This is a genomic window from Candidatus Omnitrophota bacterium, from assembly GCA_014728045.1.
GTDB lineage: Bacteria > Omnitrophota > Gorgyraeia > Tantalellales > Tantalellaceae > WJMH01.
In genome coordinates this window covers 208863-225525 of record WJMH01000015.1, presented here as the reverse complement: position 1 = coordinate 225525, position 16663 = coordinate 208863, and the positions used below count along the sequence as shown (strand labels likewise).

The 16663-nt window shown below is 51.7% G+C and carries 15 protein-coding genes and 1 riboswitch; of the genes, 14 read left to right on the top strand and 1 reads right to left on the bottom strand.

What is annotated here, in order from left to right; genetic code table 11:
- From GF409_06200 to GF409_06185, 4 genes are all read left to right on the top strand, one after another.
- Complete coding sequence (locus GF409_06200) at window positions 1-1875, top strand: TonB-dependent receptor (GenBank protein ID MBD3426805.1); 1875 nt, start codon at window positions 1-3, stop codon at window positions 1873-1875.
- 12 nt (window positions 1876-1887) lie between these two features.
- Entirely contained in the window at window positions 1888-2868 is a 981-nt protein-coding gene (locus GF409_06195; GenBank protein MBD3426804.1) for a hypothetical protein, read from the top strand.
- Window positions 2869-2882: 14 nt separating this feature from the next.
- Window positions 2883-4754, top strand: a complete 1872-nt coding sequence (locus GF409_06190) for a PAS domain S-box protein (protein MBD3426803.1) — start codon at window positions 2883-2885, stop codon at window positions 4752-4754.
- A 90-nt stretch (window positions 4755-4844) separates the two neighbouring features.
- Window positions 4845-5588 carry a hypothetical protein gene (locus tag GF409_06185; GenBank protein MBD3426802.1) on the top strand — a complete coding sequence of 248 codons (744 nt, stop codon included), beginning with the start codon at window positions 4845-4847 and terminating at the stop codon, window positions 5586-5588.
- Window positions 5589-5598: 10 nt separating this feature from the next.
- Here the strand turns inward: GF409_06185 and GF409_06180 are convergent, their stop codons facing one another.
- The gene (locus GF409_06180) at window positions 5599-6489 is read right to left on the bottom strand and encodes a hypothetical protein (GenBank protein MBD3426801.1); all 891 of its coding nucleotides are present in this window, start codon (window positions 6487-6489) and stop codon (window positions 5599-5601) included.
- A gap of 146 nt (window positions 6490-6635) precedes the next feature.
- Between GF409_06180 and GF409_06175 the strand changes: the two genes are divergently transcribed.
- From GF409_06175 to corA, 10 genes are all read left to right on the top strand, one after another.
- Entirely contained in the window at window positions 6636-7412 is a 777-nt protein-coding gene (locus GF409_06175; GenBank protein MBD3426800.1) for a hypothetical protein, read from the top strand.
- Between the two features lie 25 nt (window positions 7413-7437).
- Window positions 7438-7550, top strand: a riboswitch (TPP riboswitch).
- A gap of 20 nt (window positions 7551-7570) precedes the next feature.
- A complete protein-coding gene (gene thiE / locus GF409_06170) occupies window positions 7571-8242 on the top strand; it encodes a thiamine phosphate synthase (protein ID MBD3426799.1) in 672 nt (223 codons plus the stop codon).
- An 8-nt stretch (window positions 8243-8250) separates the two neighbouring features.
- Entirely contained in the window at window positions 8251-8445 is a 195-nt protein-coding gene (thiS, locus tag GF409_06165; GenBank protein MBD3426798.1) for a sulfur carrier protein ThiS, read from the top strand.
- Between the two features lies 1 nt (window position 8446).
- A complete protein-coding gene (locus tag GF409_06160; protein ID MBD3426797.1) occupies window positions 8447-9214 on the top strand; it encodes a thiazole synthase in 768 nt (255 codons plus the stop codon).
- The gene (thiH, locus tag GF409_06155; GenBank protein MBD3426796.1) at window positions 9211-10323 is read left to right on the top strand and encodes a 2-iminoacetate synthase ThiH; all 1113 of its coding nucleotides are present in this window, start codon (window positions 9211-9213) and stop codon (window positions 10321-10323) included. Before GF409_06160 ends, thiH begins: the two co-directional genes overlap by 4 nt.
- A 2-nt stretch (window positions 10324-10325) precedes the next feature.
- A complete protein-coding gene (gene thiF / locus GF409_06150) occupies window positions 10326-10928 on the top strand; it encodes a sulfur carrier protein ThiS adenylyltransferase ThiF (protein ID MBD3426795.1) in 603 nt (200 codons plus the stop codon).
- A 204-nt stretch (window positions 10929-11132) separates the two neighbouring features.
- A complete protein-coding gene (locus GF409_06145) occupies window positions 11133-14486 on the top strand; it encodes a PAS domain S-box protein (GenBank protein MBD3426794.1) in 3354 nt (1117 codons plus the stop codon).
- Window positions 14487-14501: 15 nt separating this feature from the next.
- Window positions 14502-14864, top strand: coding sequence for a response regulator (locus tag GF409_06140; GenBank protein MBD3426793.1), 363 nt, complete (start codon window positions 14502-14504; stop codon window positions 14862-14864).
- A gap of 14 nt (window positions 14865-14878) precedes the next feature.
- The gene (locus tag GF409_06135; protein MBD3426792.1) at window positions 14879-15550 is read left to right on the top strand and encodes a hypothetical protein; all 672 of its coding nucleotides are present in this window, start codon (window positions 14879-14881) and stop codon (window positions 15548-15550) included.
- Window positions 15550-16611 (top strand): magnesium/cobalt transporter CorA, encoded by a 1062-nt coding sequence (gene corA, locus GF409_06130; GenBank protein MBD3426791.1) that lies wholly within the window; start codon window positions 15550-15552, stop codon window positions 16609-16611. The genes GF409_06135 and corA overlap by 1 nt, the downstream gene beginning before the upstream one ends.
- Window positions 16612-16663 lie beyond the last annotated feature (52 nt).

The following is a 16663-nucleotide window of genomic DNA, read 5'->3' as shown; positions in this document are numbered from 1 at the left end:
ATGCTCAAAAAACTCTTTCTATTCTCCATTCTCGCGGCCTTTAGCGGCTCATGCTTCGCCCAGGCCCCTCCGGCGGAACTGGTGCTTTTCGAGCAGATACCAATGGTGGTGTCCCCCGGGAAAAAACTCCAGCCCCTTGCAGAGGCCTCCGCACCCACATATGTCCTGGACCAGGAACAGATAAGGATGTATGGAGGGATCAATCTATATGAACCCTTACGGCAGGTGCCCGGGGTAAATGTCATGACCACCACCATCGCCCAGCCGGATGTGGCCATAAGGGGGATGAACCAGATAATCAATAACACGGCTCTTCTTCTGCTTGACGGAAGGAACCTGTATCTCCCGGCGCAGGGGTTTTTCATGTGGGATACCATAACCATCCAGCCTGATGAGGTCAAGCAGATAGAGGTAGTTAAAGGCCCGGTGGCCTCGCTCTACGGGGCGAACGCACTGCAGGGACTTATCAATATCGTCACGAAAACCCCTGAGGAAGTGGACGGCACGTATTTCACCGAAAAGACGAACTTCCACGACGTGTACACGATAAGCTCCGTCGTCCACGGGCAGAGGGTGGATGACTGGGGATACAAGGTTTCCGCTGGATGGAAAAGGTACGATTATTTTTACAGGGACAGTTTCAAGACCAATCTGGCCAAGGTGAACGCTCAGGTGGATTATTATATAGATGAAGAATCCACGGTCTCGCTTAGCAGCGGAGGCGTGATCGGCGAATTTCCCTTCATAAGCTCAACCAGTTCTTCGTTCCTGGGTGAGCAGGACATGAGCTATCTCTACACCATGCTGGACTGCGACATCAACGGGTTCGAGGGCAAGGTATTCTGGAACCATTTCATAGGCGAATACGACCCCGATGCGAAAAGGTTCAAATCCAAGATAGACGTTGTAGAAGCGGAGATGAGCTACAATTTCGAGCTTTTCGATAGCCATGACATCACTGTCGGAACGGGCATCAGGTACGATCACGCGAAAGCCAATATCTGGGGACCCGTGGTAAGCCCCCAGGTCCAGACCATCTGGAACGCCTACTTTCAGGATGACTGGGAGGTCATGGATAACTTCAGGCTTATAGGTTCGGGGAGGATGGATTATTATACGATATCGGGGCTTCATTTTTCCGGGAGGATAGCCGGTATCTTCACGCTTTTCAAGGACCATTTCCTCAGGGCCTCACTGGGCAACGCTTTCCGGGCTCCCACATTCAGTGAATACTATCTTGATATATACCAGAACACGCCTACCCGCACCCACAGCTTCGGCCAGAAGGACCTTGAGATAGAAGAGATCGTTACTGGTGAAGTGGGTTACGAGGGGCATTATTTCGACAGGAAGATCAAGGTCAATACCGACTTTTTCGTGAGCTACATAAAGAATTTCATAGATTCGACCAACACGGGGATAGAGAGCTTTGTGCCGCTAATAGCAACGAGCGGATATCTCAACCAGGGCAACGCAACTACCTGGGGCGTGGAGAGCAGCATCGAATACAGGCCCACGGACTGGCTCATGTGTTTTGCTAACCATACTCAGCAGATGGTCAATTACGACGAGAACGCGTTCATAAGGTTCACGCCCAGGAACATGTGGAATCTGGGTGTTCTCATGAACTATGATGAAAGGGCCGAAGTCTCCTTTTACTGGCATTACGTGGGACAGGGGGAGAATGTCGGTAACAACCGGCAGCCCATAGACAAGTACAGCACTCTGAACGCTAGGCTGGGATACTGGATCACCGAGAACATGGAGCTTGCCGTCAGCGGGAGCAACATCCTGCTGGACCAGCATACCGAGTCTCCCGGCCAGGGGGAACCGATCGGCAGGAGGGTTTTGGCGGAGCTGAGGCTCAGATTCTAGTCAGGGAAACTTATGTTTAAAGCGGACCATATACATGGATCAAGGTTATCGCGAACGGGTTTAGCGATAATGGTGCTTTTGCTCTGTTTCTGCCCGGATACGGAAGCCCGGGATAAAAAGACCGTTTTCGTCATTAAGTCGCGTGTGATCCGGCCTTACGAAGAAGCGTATTCGGGTTTCCGTAAAGAGTTGTCGGCCAGAGCCTTCGCTTTAACTTACTTAGAGCATGACCTCCAAAAGTTCTCGGACGACCTGGGAGCTCTTATCAAGGAGGTGGATCGGTCAGAAGCCAATATCGTTCTGGTAATCGGCACCGAAGCCGCCGTCTTCGCAAGAAGAAGCATAAAAACCCGGCCTGTGGTCTTTACCATGTTGCTTAACCCGGTCGAGAACGGTATAGTTGATTCTTTCCAAAGGCCCGGAGGCAATATAACAGGGGTTTCTCTTAACATATCTTTGCAGAAGCAATTCAGCATGTTGAAGAAAATAGTTCCCCGCATAGATAAGGTGGGCATGCTTTATGACGTTGTCAATAGGCGCGGTTTCGCTGACGAAGCAATACGGGCCGCGGAAAAGAGCGGTCTGAAGTTGATATCAAAACCCGTTTATGACGAGTCGGAGATATCGCCCAAACTGGACGAGGTCCTGGCCGAAGCGGATTGCCTGTGGGCGGAAGTAGACCCGATGATATACAATTCTTCCACCGCCCGGAACATCATTCTTTCCACGCTGAGGGCGGATCTTCCGTTCATGGCCTTTTCCGAGAATTTCGTCAGAGCCGGCGCCCTCATGGCGCTTAAATGCGACTATCATGATATAGGCAGACAATCGGCCGAGATCGCCGTGGATATCCTTGAAAATCAAAAAACCCATAACATACCCGTCAAGAGGCCCCGCAAGACACATCTGGTTATCAATGTAAGAACGGCGGAGATAATTGGCGTTGATATCCCCGCCGAACATCTTGAAGAGGCCGTGGTATATGGAAGATAACCGTCCGGAATGATATGAGGATCAGCATACGAACCAAATCGATATTACTCACGATACTGCTTATCATTCTTGTCAGCGTGACCATATCCTATTTTTTTATCAGGGCCGGACAGACTCTTGTAGTTTCACAGCACGAGGAAAAAGGCGTCATTCTTTCTACGAACCTGGCGTATAACGCCGAATACGGGGTTTTGACGGGTAACATGAGGATGCTCGACAACCTGGCCAGCGGTATCATGGACCAGCCCGATGTCCTCTATTGCGCGGTAAGAAACATGAAAGGCGAGGTCCTTGTCGCACGGGAACAGGAAGGCATAGAAAAAGAACTCCTTCCCGTTCCCCAGATAAAGGAGAAGGCGACCGGTCTCGACAAACCCCTGATAAGACGCGTGAAAGTGGACTCGGAGAAGAGCATTGACATATCCGCTTTCGTTCTCAGTAAAGCCCCGGATATATCGCAGAGCGAGAGGGATCTTTTCCTGGAAGAGGAAGAGTGGTTTTACAGGGGCCGGACGCCCGAAGAGGCCGGACCGGCAGGATCCAAAGCCATAGGAGTTATAAATCTCGGCATCTCCCTGAAGAGCGCGGATGCTCTTATAAGAGAGACCGAGTACACGGCTGCGCGGATAACGGTGGTTTTGACCTTGGTCCTGATCATCATAAGTTCGACCGTAGTAACTCTGGTTTTACGTCCTGTCAGGCAGCTTGTTGATGCTACGAACGAAGTGGCCAAAGGTGATCTTGACGTGAGAGTGCCGGCAAGGACCAGTGATGAGGTCGGGGAGCTGGCCACGTCCTTCAACAAAATGGCGGAGGAACTTAAAAAGTCGACCGTTTCGATCAAGGTGCTCCAGGATGCCGAAAAACGCTTCCAGGATATCACCAAGAACGTGGGTGACTGGGTGTGGGAGGTCGATCCGGGAGGCAGGTACACTTATTCGAGCAGTGTCTCCGAAAAAGTAATAGGTTATAAGCCCGAACAGGTCATAGGCAAGCATTTTTCGGATTTTTTTCCGGAAGACCAGAAGGAAGAGCTTACGCGCGAAATTAACGAAATGATTGACAAAAGAGAAAAGTTCTCGAACTACGTGAACCCTCTTGTTAATAAGAAGGGCGAGGTGGTGAAGGTAGAGACCAACGCCCTGCCGGTTTTTGACGAGGAAGGGGAACTTGCCGGTTACAGGGGAGTTGACCGGGATATAACCGAAAGAGAGCGCGTCAAGGAGGCCCAGAGGCTTACCCAGCTGGGCAAGCTGGTCTCGGACATGGCGCACGAGGTCAATAACCCGCTCATGGTGATATCCGGCAGGGCGCAGATATCCCTTATGGAGCAGCCCAAGAACGATGTCATCAATGAATCCCTCTCGATAATAATGGACCAGTGTTACCGCGCCAAGAACATCATCGAAAGACTTCTTTTATTCTCCAGGCCGAGCAAGAAACAGATGAAGGAAGTTGACATTAACGAGGCTGTGAATTTTGCTATGCAGATGCTCGAACACCAGATGGGACTTAAGGACATCAAGGTGGATACGGTCCTGGATGAGACCATACCCCATGTGCAGGTCGACGAAAAGCAGATGCATGAAATATTCGTCAACCTGATAAGGAACGCCGCCGATGCCATGCCCGAAGGTGGCCAGTTGACGATCACCACTTCCCTTAAAGGGGATAATATCTGGATAGATTTCAAGGATACGGGAATAGGTATATCCGAAGAAGATATGCAGAAGATATTCGATCCTTTCTTCACGACAAAGGACCACGGGACCGGCCTGGGGCTTTCGGTCTGTTACGGAATAATCAAGGCGCACGGCGGGGAGATGAAGTATTCCAGCACGCCCGGCAAAGGTACGACCGCGACGGTCATCCTGCCGGTAAGCTAAATCGGTGATATTTTTTTGTTCCAAAAAATGCGGGAATAAATTATAATTGGCAAGAGAATGTGGAAAATTCCAAAAAGGGAGGAGAAAGACATGAAAAAGATCTTTTTTGTCGCGGTCGTAGTGACGGCTATGCTCGTTTCGACGGCTTGTTTCGCGCAGCAGGACGATTACGCCAAAGCGGTGGGGGATAAAGCCTACTGGGGGTTTGCTAACGTGCTTACCGGCTGGATAGAGATCCCCGCGCAGATAGCCAAGGGATATGAGTACGGCTGGATGGGCAAGGAGAACACCGGCTGGATAGGAGCCATCGGCGGCTGCTTTGCCGGTGTCGGCAGCGCTCTGGGCAGGACGGTCTCCGGAGCGGGGGAACTTGCGGGTTGCTGGGCGGCGGATCCGGCGTCCAACGAGGACATAGGTATACCCCTTGATGCTGAATACGCATGGGAACAGGGTACGCCTTATGACATGACCGATCCGAGTTTTCAGGACGCGACGGTCAGGCCTGTCCTGAATAAACTACAGCGCGGCGCTTTCAACGTGCTTTTCGGCGTTTTGGAAATACCCGGACAGATGATGAAAGGCATAGAGGAAGGATCATGGGATGGCGGCCTTTTTAAAGGCATATGGTATTTCCTGAGCCGTGAAGTGGACGGCGCTTTCGATCTGGCGACCTTCTTTCTGCCTGGTCCCAGGGACGTAAGGGGAGTAGCGTTCGATGAGAAGTGGCCCTGGACGGCAATGGGCCAGAAGAGCAATCTGGAGAAGACCAGCGCCGATAAAGGTTCGTCGGCCAAAAGCTCATCATCGAAGAGTTCTTCAGAATACATCAAGTAAAGCGGCGATCTTAAGAGAATCGAGCGGTCCCGGTATAATCCCCGGGGCCGCTTTTTTTGTGCAGAGATCTTTTAAGCGACGCCTGGTAAAGACATACGGCGGCCGCGCAGGATACGTTCAGAGAATCCACCTTCCCGAATTCATGCGGTATCCTAACCGACAGATCGGCAGTTTCCGCGAGTTTCTCCGAGGCTCCGGAGAATTCATTCCCCAGCACCAGACAAAGGCGGTCGGAAAGGTCCGCTTCTTCAAGGCTTACCGCACCGGGTGAAAGTGAGCTGACCACTATCTTCGTGCCGTACTTTTGCCTGAGAGTTCCCAGCGCCGGCGCGAGGTCCTCTTCGTAGGCTACGGGTATCTTGAAGACGGAGCCCATGGATATACGCGATACTTTCCGGTAAAAAGGCTCATAGGTCCCGGCATCGACCACCAGTGCGTCCGCTCCGAAAGCCGCGGCATTACGGATTATCATTCCCACGTTCTGGGGGTCGTGGACACCGTTAAGGGCCACCACCAGGTGCGGTCTGGAGAAGTCAACGGGTATCTTTTCAAGATCCCTTCTCTTCGGAAGCCGGGCGGCCATCATAACGCCGTGGTGGAACCTGAAGCCTATCACATCTTCGATGGCCTTCTTTTCCATGAGGTAAAATCTTATATTCCTCTTATCGGGCATTTCGAGTTCCCGGTAAATCCGGGGGGTGGTCAGGCAGCTGACTATGTCCATGCCGCTTTCCAAAAGAGCCTTCACGGCCGGTTTGCTCTCGACCACGAAGAGGCCGTCCTTATCGGGGTGCCGCATTTTAAGTGACCTGTACGGCAGGACGCGCGGGTCGTTTATGTCATCTATCCGTGTTACTGTCTTCATGTTATTTTTTCCTTTTCTTTTCGTATTGTAAGGCATCCGGGCGCCATTTTTCAAATAAAATACTTCACATGGAAGAGTCTGCCGGAGAAAGTCTCCGTGCAGGCAATTGGATTGCGTTAGCGCGCGTGAAAGTATATAATCATGGTATGATAAAGATAATGAAAAAGTCGTAAGGGACGCATATGAGGAACCTCACTGAAACAGGCGCGCGGATAAACTCAAAGATAGGAAAGGCCATCCATGATCACCAGCTGATAGAGCAGGAGGACAGGATACTTATCGCTGTGTCCGGAGGCAAGGATAGCCTTACCATGCTCACCCTTCTCAGCGCGATAAGTACATGGGCACCGGTCGGGTTTACCCTTCTGGGGATATATGTCGAGCCGGATCTGCCTGTAGATATGTCCGGGCAGCGTCGCGCCGCGGAAAAGCTATTCCGGCAAGCCGGTATCGACTACACCGTCAGGAAAATGAACGTGCTTGACCGCGAGGGAGAGACCTCCTGTTTCTGGTGCTCATGGAACAGGAGGAAGGTGATATTCCAGACCGCCGCCGAAATGAGGTGCAATAAAGTCGCCCTGGGCCATCACAAGGACGATATAGCCGAGACGATGCTGATGAACCTGCTCTTTAACGGTGAAATATCCGCGATGAATCCCAAACAGGAAATGTTTGCCGGCAAAATAACCCTAATAAGACCCTTGTGTTACGTCGAGGAGAAGTGGATAAGCAGGTTCGCCAGGGAATCCGGATTCCCCCAGGAGAAGTTCAACTGTCCCTTCGGCGAGGATTCCAAGCGGAACCTCATCAAGAAATTCATCAGGGAGACCGGGAAGCTTACCCCGGGGATCAATATAAGCACGAACATTTTTAACAGCATCTCAAGGATCAGACAAGATTACATCGCGCTCACGCCCCAAGAGGAACAGCCTCTCCCGCATCAAAAAAAGCCTGATTGACAGGCTCAGGCCCGTATGTTTTAATAATATACGAAAGGGGAGGGCGTGTGTCGCCCTGAGAGTTTCGCAGGCGTAAGCGGATTACCCACAGAACCTGATCTGGATAATGCCAGCGTAGGGAGACAGGTCTCTTTTTACATGGACCCGTGCGCAGAGGCATGGGTCTTTTCTTAGTTGGGGGCATGGTGGCAAGGATAACCGATCACAGTCTTTATCTGGTGACAAGCGAGGAATATTCCGCGGGAAGAAGCACTCTCGAAGTGGCGGAAGAAGCGCTTTCCGCCGGGGTCGACATACTCCAGATGCGAGAGAAGACTAAACCGAAGGACGAACTTATCAAGCTGGGGAGGAAGCTGAGAAAGCTTTGTTCAGCGGCAGGAGCCATTTTCATAGTCAATGACGATCCTTTCGTGGCCGACCAGACGGATGCCGAAGGTGTGCACCTGGGGCAGGAAGATCTTGAGAAGTACCCGCTTGAAGTTGTGCGGGATATCATGGGTGAGGGCAGGATGATAGGCGTCTCCACCCATTCGGTAGAGCAGTTCGAGAAGGCCAACCGTTCGGATGCCGATTATATCGCGTACGGGCCGATCTTTTCGACGAGGACCAAGGATTATTCCATTGGCCTGGCGGATGCGGGCACGGTGCTGGAGGAGGCCGCCAAGCCCGTCGTCTTCATAGGCGGGATCGACCTTGCTAATATCGACAGCGTTATGGCCGCGGGGGCGAGGAATATAGCCCTCATAAGGGCTATCACTGCCGCCCGGGACGTGGCTGAAGAGACAAGGCGGCTTAAGAAAAAGATAACAAGTTTCAGGAAGAAGGATTGATCGTGGAAATAAAGGTTAACGGCATCCAGCAGATGATAGAAGCAGATATGACGGTCGGCGAACTGGTGACGGTAAGGGGCCTTGACCCGGCCAGAGTGGTCGTTGAGCATAACTATAACATACTTCCCAGGGACAGGTGGTACGAGGTCCGGCTCGGGGAGGATGACAATATCGAAATAGTGAGTTTTGTCGGAGGTGGATAAAATGGAAGACATGCTGGAGATAGGCGGAAGGAAGATAAAAAGCCGCCTGTTCATGGGAACGGGGAAGTTCGCGGACAAGCGCCTCGTGCGCGAGGTCGTCGAGTCGGCGGGAAGCGATATAGTGACCGTCGCCCTGAGGAGGGTTGATACTTCTTCCCGGGAGGAGAACATACTTGACCATATTCCCGACAGGTGCATCCTCATGCCCAATACTTCCGGGGCAAGGGACGCGGATGAGGCGGTAAGGATAGCGCGCCTGGCCAGGGCAATGGGTTGCGGCAACTGGGTCAAGATCGAGGTCATCGCCGATAACAGGTATCTTCTTCCGGATAATATCGAGACGCTGAAGGCGACCGAGATACTGGTGAAAGAAGGTTTCACCGTGCTTCCCTACATGAGCCCGGACCTTTCCGTGGCAAAAAGGCTCCAGGCCGTCGGCGCAAGCGCTGTAATGCCCCTGGGCTCACCGATAGGTACCGGCAGGGGGCTCAAGACAGGGGAAATTGTGAAGATAATGATAAGCGAGCTGGACGTTCCCGTGGTAGTGGACGCCGGTCTGGGAAGTCCCTCCCACGCCGCCGAATGCATGGAAATGGGGTGCGCGGCGGTCCTGGTGAACACCGCCCTGGCGGTCGCGGGCGACCCGGCGGGAATGGCCGAGGCCTTCGCGATGGCCGTAAGGGCGGGTAGACGTTCCTATCTCTCCGGACAAATGTCCCCCGAGGGAAAAGCCAGCGCCTCATCACCCTTAACGGGCTTCTTAAGATGAGTTATCATGATATTCTAAAGGAATATAGCCAATTCGATCTGGAGAGCGCCTTTACAGCTGCCGACGAAAGCGGTCTTTGCGGAGCTCTCGGCGGCGAAAGGGTAGGCGAAAAAGGTCTGATCGCGCTACTTTCCCCTTACGCGGCCGCTCATCTCGAACGAATAGCGCAAAAGGCGCACCGGATCACCCTTAAGCATTTCGGGCGCACCATACAGCTCTACACGCCGATATACGTCTCGAACTATTGCCAGAACCGGTGCCTTTATTGCGGGTTCAACTCTTCCAGCGACATACCCAGGAAAAAGCTTACTCTGATACAGGTTGAAAAGGAGGCTTCTTTCATTTCCTCGACGGGTCTCAGGCACGTCCTTCTTCTGACCGGGGGGTCCCGCAAAGAAAGCCCGGTATCCTACATAATAGACTGCCTCAGGGTATTGAGAAGATACTTCAGTTCAATCTCCGTTGAGATCTATTCCCTCGAAGAGGAGGAATACGCTCTGCTGATAAAGGAGGGCGTTGACGGGCTTACCATATACCAGGAGACCTATCAGGAGGATATTTACCGGAAGGTGCATCCCTCGGGACCCAAGAGAGATTACCGTTTCAGGCTGGACGCCCCGGAAAGGGCTTTAAGAAAAGGGATGAGGGCGGTGAATATCGGGGCCCTTCTAGGACTGGCCCCGTGGCGGAGGGACGTTTTCCTTATGGCGCTTCACGCCAGGTACCTCTGCGAGAAATTCCCCGAAGCCGAAGTGGGGGTATCACTGCCCAGGCTGAGGCCCACCGCGGGCGGTTTCCGGGCAGCCCACCCGGTGAGTGACCGTGATATCGCCCAGGTGGTGATGGCCATGAGGCTTTTCCTTCCCAGGCAGGGCATTACGATATCAACCCGGGAAGAGCCTTCTTTCAGGGAGAACCTCATGCCGCTTGGCGTTACCAGGATATCCGCCGGGTCCACCACTTCGGTCGGCGGCCACACCCAGAGTAAAGGGGAGGATATCATGGACATGCAGTTCCGTATATCCGACGAAAGGGACGTCGCCCAGATCAGGGAGATGCTTAGGGCGAAAGGTTATCAGGCTGTTTTACAGGACTGGATGACGGTATGAATCTGAACGCTTTTGAAAAAAGTCTGCTCGAAGGGATAGGAGAGGACTCCTTCCGGAAAGTGAGCTCGGCCAGGATCGGCATCGCCGGGTCCGGAGGTTTGGGGTCCAATTGCGCGGTCAATCTGGTCAGATGCGGTTTCAGGTCTTTCAGGATCATAGATCTCGACAGGGTGGAGCATTCTAACCTAAACAGGCAGTTCTTTTTCATCGACCAGGTCGGCATGGAGAAGGTCAAGGCGCTCGAGGCGAACTTGCGGAGGATAAACCCCGATATCGAGCTTGAAGCGGTTACCGGGCAATTAAAGCCCGGTCATGCCCGGCGGTTCTTCTCCGGCTGCGATATCGTGGTAGAGGCGCTCGATAACGCCGAAGCAAAGAGCATGCTTGTCGGCGAGCTCCTTCCCTCGGGAAAGTTCATAGTTTCCGTTTCGGGGATAGGCGGATACGGATCCAGCGATGATATCAGGATCATGAAGATAAAAGAGAACCTCGTAATGATCGGCGACCAGGTCTCGGACACTGATTCGCGGCCGCCTTTTTCCCCGCGGGTCAACATAGCGGCGGCCAAACAGGCTGACGTTATCCTCAAACATGTCATCGGATGACCGGATCAAATGTCCGTAAATAGAAAGTAATGCTTGCGGTCGGGTTCCCGTGGAGTTAAAATAAAAACCGGTTGTATATAAACCATTTTGGACCATCTGTTCAAGGGAGTGGATATGGGATCCGGTTTGACAGGCATGATCTTAACAGGCGACCTTTCATCAATAGAATGAGGGTCGCTTTTTTCATCTTAAAAAGGTTTTAAAATGCCTAAGGAACTAAAGTTACTCATAGTAGAGGATAACGAGAATGACGCCCTGCTAATGGTTAATACCCTCCAGAAGGAAGGGTATGAAGTTTCTTATAAGAGGGTCGAGACCGAGCCGGAGATGAGGAAGGCCCTTACAAAGGGCGGCTGGGACGCTATACTCGCCGATTACAAGCTTCCCACCTTCAGCGGCCTCAAAGCTCTTGAAATAGCCGGCGGAAAAGATAAAGTCACCCCGTTCGTTATAGTTTCCGGCACGATCGGCGAGGCGGCAGCCGTCAATTCCATGAAAGCGGGCGCCGATGATTACGTCGACAAGGATACCCTTGGTTTTCTGGTGCCGGCGGTCGAACAGGCCATAAAGAGCACAAGACTGAACCTGAGGACCGAGGCAATGCGGAAAGCTCTCCTTGATGGCGCCAGAGAATGGAATGTGTCTTTCAACGCTTTACATGACGCTGTGTGCCTTATCGGGGTGGACAGGAAGATTAAAAGATGCAACAGGACCATGGCGGAGATGTTCTCGGTGGAAGAGGATATTTTGACCGGGGCCAACTGTTGCGACCTTGTGCATAAGGGTGTTATCCCGGAGAAAGAGTGTCCCGTGCACAAGGCCCTTTTTTCCAAAAGAAGGGAAACATCGGAGTTCAACCTTGACGGCAAATGGGTCAGTATCACCGCCGATCCTGTTCTCGGCCCTTCCGGGCAGATAACGGATTTTGTCCATACCATACACGACATTACAGATCGAAAGAAGGCCGAAGACACCCTGCTTAAGCGAACGCATGATCTCGGTGAAAGGGTGAAGGAGCTCAAGCTTCTTTATGAGATCAGCAGGCTTGTCGAAAGACCCGATGCCTCCCTGGATGAAATATTCCGGGAGCTTACCGGATCGATACCGTCCGCTTGGCAGTATCCTGATATCACCTGTTGCAGGATAACCTTCAGGGGGAGGGAATTTACTTCCTCGCCGTTCAGGCAGACGAAATGGAATCTTACCAAGGACATTAACGTCTTTGGTAAGAAAGAAGGAAGTATCGAAGTGTTCTATCTTTTTGAAAAGCCCCGGCAGGATGAGGGGCCTTTCCTCAAAGAGGAAAGAGAACTGCTAAACACGTTGAGCGCCGTACTGGAAAGGGCGATAGAGAAGAAACAGGCTGAAGAGCAGCTCAAAGAAAGGGAGAGGCTCCTTGGCCAGGCCGAAAGCATCGGCAAGATAGGTGCCTGGGAAATGGATATTGAAGCAGGCGGAAGATCGATCTGGACGAAAGGGCTGTATGATATCCTCGATATAGATGAAGGCGCTCCCGTTCCGAACATCTCCGAGATCAGCCGATGGTACCCTCCCGAATACAGAGAAGAATTAAAGAATAAGCTTGAGGATACTCTCAGAAAAGGCAAAAAATTATATTTTGAAGCGCCTTTCAGGACCGCCAAAGGCAATTTAAAATGGGGAGTTTCTATCGGTGAGGCCGTTGAAAGGAACGGAAAGGTCGTCAAGTTGAGAGGGACCTTCCAGGACATCACCGAACGCAAAAGGACTGAGGAAGCTCTCATAAGGAGCGAGAGAAGGTTCAAGAACATAGTCGAGAGAAGCTACGATGTTATATGTCTTTTCAACAGAAAAGGTGAGTTCAAATATGTTTCCCCTTCCGTGAAAAAAATCACCGGCTATACCCCGGCGGCGATCACCGGTACTAATTTCAGCAAATATATACCTACCTCGGAGCTGCCGAGACTGGTAAAAGCCTTTAACAGGCTTCTGGACGGGGAGAATATAACCGATTACCCGCTTCCTGTATTGACCAAGGAGGGTAAGATAATATACGCCGAAGCCAACGGTTCCCCGGTCAGGTCGGACGGCAAGATCACAGGGGCTCAGGTGATATTCAGGGATATCACTGAACGGAAAAAAGCCGTGGATGCTCTCAAGCAAAGCGAACAGAGATTCAAGTCCGCCGTGCTGGACTCGCCTTTTCCTATGGCCATTCATGGCGAAGACGGAGAGATTTTGCAGATCAGCAGGTCCTGGACGGATCTCTCCGGATATACACATAAAGAGATACCGACCATAGCTGACTGGACTGAAAAGGCCTACGGCAAAAGAAAAAAAATCATCAAGAAGGATATCGATAAGCTTTACGCTCTGAAAAAACGCGTTAATGAGGGCGAATATACCATAACGACCAAGTCCGGAGAGGAAAGGATATGGGATTTCAGTTCTGCTCCCCTGGGCACGATGCCCGACGGCAGGCGCCTGATCCTGAGCGTCGCGAACGATGTCACGGAGAGGAAAAAGGCCAAGAAGCAGTTTCTGCGCGAGATGAACTTCTCCGAGAAGCTCATAACCAGTCTTCCGGGGTTATTTTATTTCTTTGACGAGGCGGGCAGAATGATACGCTGGAATAAAAGACTGGAGGAGGTTTCGGGTTATCCCGCCGGCAAGATCAGAAAGATGGATCCGGCCGATTTTTTCGATGGCAAGGATAAAGAAGCGGTCAAAGATACCATAAAAGAGGTCATCGAAAAGGGAGAGTCTTCGGTCGAAGCTGATCTGGTCTCAATGAGCGGAGAGAGGTTGCCGCACCATTTTACGGGCGTGAAAATAGATATGGAAGGGCGGCATTACGTTCTGGGCACAGGTATCGATATTACCGAGAGGAAAAGGGCCGAGGAGGCGAAGCAGCATCTTGTGCGGAACGTGACGCACGGTCTGAAAACCCCCATCGCGGTATCCCAGATGGCGCTCCACGTCTGCAGGGACAATATAGAGCGTTCCGACATGAAGGAGATAAATGAATCCATAGATATAGTCAGCAGGAACCTCAAGCTCCTGAGCAAGGATATAGATACCATCCTGACCTCCACCACGGTGGATATGAGAAAGACCGGATCCCGGGCCGTGAAGGAACGGTCTTCTCTCAAAGCTGTAGTGAAAGACATATTGAGAGATCGAACCAAGGTGATGGATGGGGGTAAGATAAGGACCAAGGTCGATATAGAAGAAAAGGCGAACAAGATCAAGATAGACCGCCGTGACCTGAGGATACTTCTAAACTGCCTGATCGGGAACGCGGTCAAGTTCACCGAAAAGGGGTCTATATCGATAACGGCCAGGCTCAAGGACCGCTTTGTCGAGATAAGGGTCAAAGACACCGGCTGCGGCATCTCTAAAGATAACCTTGACAGGGTATTCGATAAGTTCTACAAGAGGCATCCCGCGGTCGAGGGCACGGGGCTTGGTCTTTCCATTAGCAAGGATATATCCGAAATGTATAATGGCCAGATAAGGATAGAATCACCGGGAAGAGGCAAGGGTACCACCGCGGTGGTAAGGCTTCCCAAAGGATGATCAGGAGGCAGACGCATGAAAAAGATCTTGATAGTCGAAGACAATCTGGAGATGCAGAAACTTTACAGGAACATGTTCAGGCCAAGGCAGGGTGAATATGACATAGAGATAGAAGGTGACGCCCGGAAGGCGTTCAAGAGGCTGGCCGAGAAGACTTTCGACCTGGTGATCCTGGACATAATCATGGAACCGATGGACGGCGAATCTTTCTTTGCCTGCCTGAGGGAGGATTCCAAGAAAAAGGATATACCCGTTCTGGTCATAAGCGTTCTTGACGGGGAGGGCCTTGAATACATGAAAAAGCTCAAGAAGGTCGATTTTCTGCAGAAACCGGTGACCATAAACGAGCTTATGGACAAGATAGGTTCCATGATATGAGACGGACCGCATAGATGTTCGGTGACAGGATAATAGTAAAAAAAGACCATGAGACCGTAGCCAGAGGACTTGTCGACATACTCATGCCGGAGGTAAGGGCTTCGCCGGACCGTTACATCATTACAGTTGCCGGTGAGTCCGGGTCGGGTAAGAGCGGTATAGCCAGGGAGATGTTCGAAAGGCTGAACTCGCGGGGGGTCAAGACACTTCTCATACAGCAAGACGATTATTTCATCTATCCTCCCAAGACCAACGAGAAGTTCCGCAGGGAAGGGACGGTCGAAGTGGGGCTCATGGAGGTGAACCTTACTCTTCTACAGCACCACGTCCGCCGCCTCAAGGACACCGAGGCGGTATCATTCCAGAAACCCCTGGTCATGTTCTGCGAGGACAGGATAGATTCGGAGACCGTCTACTGCCGGGGGGTGAAGGCGGTAATTATCGAGGGCACTTACGTGTCGCTTCTCGGGGGCATAGACAAGAAGATATTCTTGGCCAAAACATACAAGCAGACTTTCTTCGCGAGGCTTTTCCGGAGGAGGGAAAGGATAGACGCTTTTACCGACAGGATACTTTCGGTGGAACACGGTATAATATCGACTCACAGGAGGTTCGCCGATCTCGTGGTGGAAAAGAATTACGCGATAGTCGAGAATTTGCGCAAAAAAGAGAGAGAGGTCAAATAATGCGTCTTATCAAGAACATGTCCAAGAAGTCCGGCATGGCGCCGGGCACTCTCACCCATGTTGGTGACAAAAAAGACACCAAAGTGAATATCTCCTTTTTTGATTATGATCGCGAAAATATTACCGAAAAGAGCGCGGCGGTAGCCGACGAATGCGCGCCCCTCAAGGGGAAAAAGACGGTCTCCTGGATAAACGTCGACGGGGTGCATGACGCTGGCATCATCGAAAATATCGGTAAATCCTTCGGGATACACCCGATGGTGCTGGAAGACATAATGAACACCTCACAGCGCCCCAAGTTCGAGGATCTCGGCGATTATCTTTTCATAGTCATCAAGATGATCTATTACAGGCAGAAGAGTAAGCGGGTAGTGGTCGAGCAGGTCAGTCTCATCCTCGGGGAGAACTTCGTGATATCTTTCCAGGAGGAAGAGGGGGACGTTTTCGAGGCTGTCCGCGACCGGCTGAAGCGTTCAAAGGGAAGGGTAAGGACCGAAGGCGCGGATTTTCTGGCCTATGCTCTGATGGACTCGGTCATCGACAGTTATTTCTCGGTCCTTGAAGGAATAGGCGAGAGTATTGAGTCCCTGGAGGAGAAGGTGGTTTCCGGGTCGCGGGCCGAGGATATAGCCGATATACACGCTCTTAAAAGGGACATGATATTCCTTCGCAGGTCGATATGGCCCCTGAGAGAAGTGATAAGCGGTATCCTCCGTGCCGAATCCGGCCTTGTAAAATCCAGTACGGGATTATATTTCCGTGATATATATGACCATACCATTCAGGTGGTCGATACCATAGAATCCTTCCGTGATTTCGTCTCGGGCATCCTCGACATTTACCTTTCAAGCCTATCCAACAGGATGAACGAGGTGATGAAGGTCCTTACCATATTCGCGGCCATATTCATACCCCTCACCTTCATAGCCGGAATATACGGCATGAACTTCAAGTACATGCCCGAACTTGAACTCAAGTGGGGATATTTCGCCGTGCTCGGCTTCATGGCGCTGGTGGGCGTCGGCATGCTGGCTTACTTCAAAAGAAAAAAATGGTTCTGACGGACCCGGCGCCTTTCGGCCGAAAAAAGGTTGACCCTTTCCATGATAAATG

What these genes read in the sequence shown, in the direction of transcription:
- GF409_06200 (MBD3426805.1), top strand. Translation starts at nt 1, where the DNA reads ATGCTCAAAAAACTCTTTCTATTCTCCATTCTCGCGGCCTTTAGCGGC.
- GF409_06195 (MBD3426804.1), top strand. Translation starts at nt 1,888, where the DNA reads ATGTTTAAAGCGGACCATATACATGGATCAAGGTTATCGCGAACGGGT.
- GF409_06190 (MBD3426803.1), top strand. Translation starts at nt 2,883, where the DNA reads ATGAGGATCAGCATACGAACCAAATCGATATTACTCACGATACTGCTT.
- GF409_06185 (MBD3426802.1), top strand. Translation starts at nt 4,845, where the DNA reads ATGAAAAAGATCTTTTTTGTCGCGGTCGTAGTGACGGCTATGCTCGTT.
- GF409_06180 (MBD3426801.1), bottom strand. Translation starts at nt 6,489, where the DNA reads ATGCCTTACAATACGAAAAGAAAAGGAAAAAATAACATGAAGACAGTA.
- GF409_06175 (MBD3426800.1), top strand. Translation starts at nt 6,636, where the DNA reads ATGAGGAACCTCACTGAAACAGGCGCGCGGATAAACTCAAAGATAGGA.
- thiE (MBD3426799.1), top strand. Translation starts at nt 7,571, where the DNA reads ATGGGTCTTTTCTTAGTTGGGGGCATGGTGGCAAGGATAACCGATCAC.
- GF409_06160 (MBD3426797.1), top strand. Translation starts at nt 8,447, where the DNA reads ATGGAAGACATGCTGGAGATAGGCGGAAGGAAGATAAAAAGCCGCCTG.
- thiH (MBD3426796.1), top strand. Translation starts at nt 9,211, where the DNA reads ATGAGTTATCATGATATTCTAAAGGAATATAGCCAATTCGATCTGGAG.
- GF409_06145 (MBD3426794.1), top strand. Translation starts at nt 11,133, where the DNA reads ATGCCTAAGGAACTAAAGTTACTCATAGTAGAGGATAACGAGAATGAC.
- GF409_06140 (MBD3426793.1), top strand. Translation starts at nt 14,502, where the DNA reads ATGAAAAAGATCTTGATAGTCGAAGACAATCTGGAGATGCAGAAACTT.
- GF409_06135 (MBD3426792.1), top strand. Translation starts at nt 14,879, where the DNA reads ATGTTCGGTGACAGGATAATAGTAAAAAAAGACCATGAGACCGTAGCC.
- corA (MBD3426791.1), top strand. Translation starts at nt 15,550, where the DNA reads ATGCGTCTTATCAAGAACATGTCCAAGAAGTCCGGCATGGCGCCGGGC.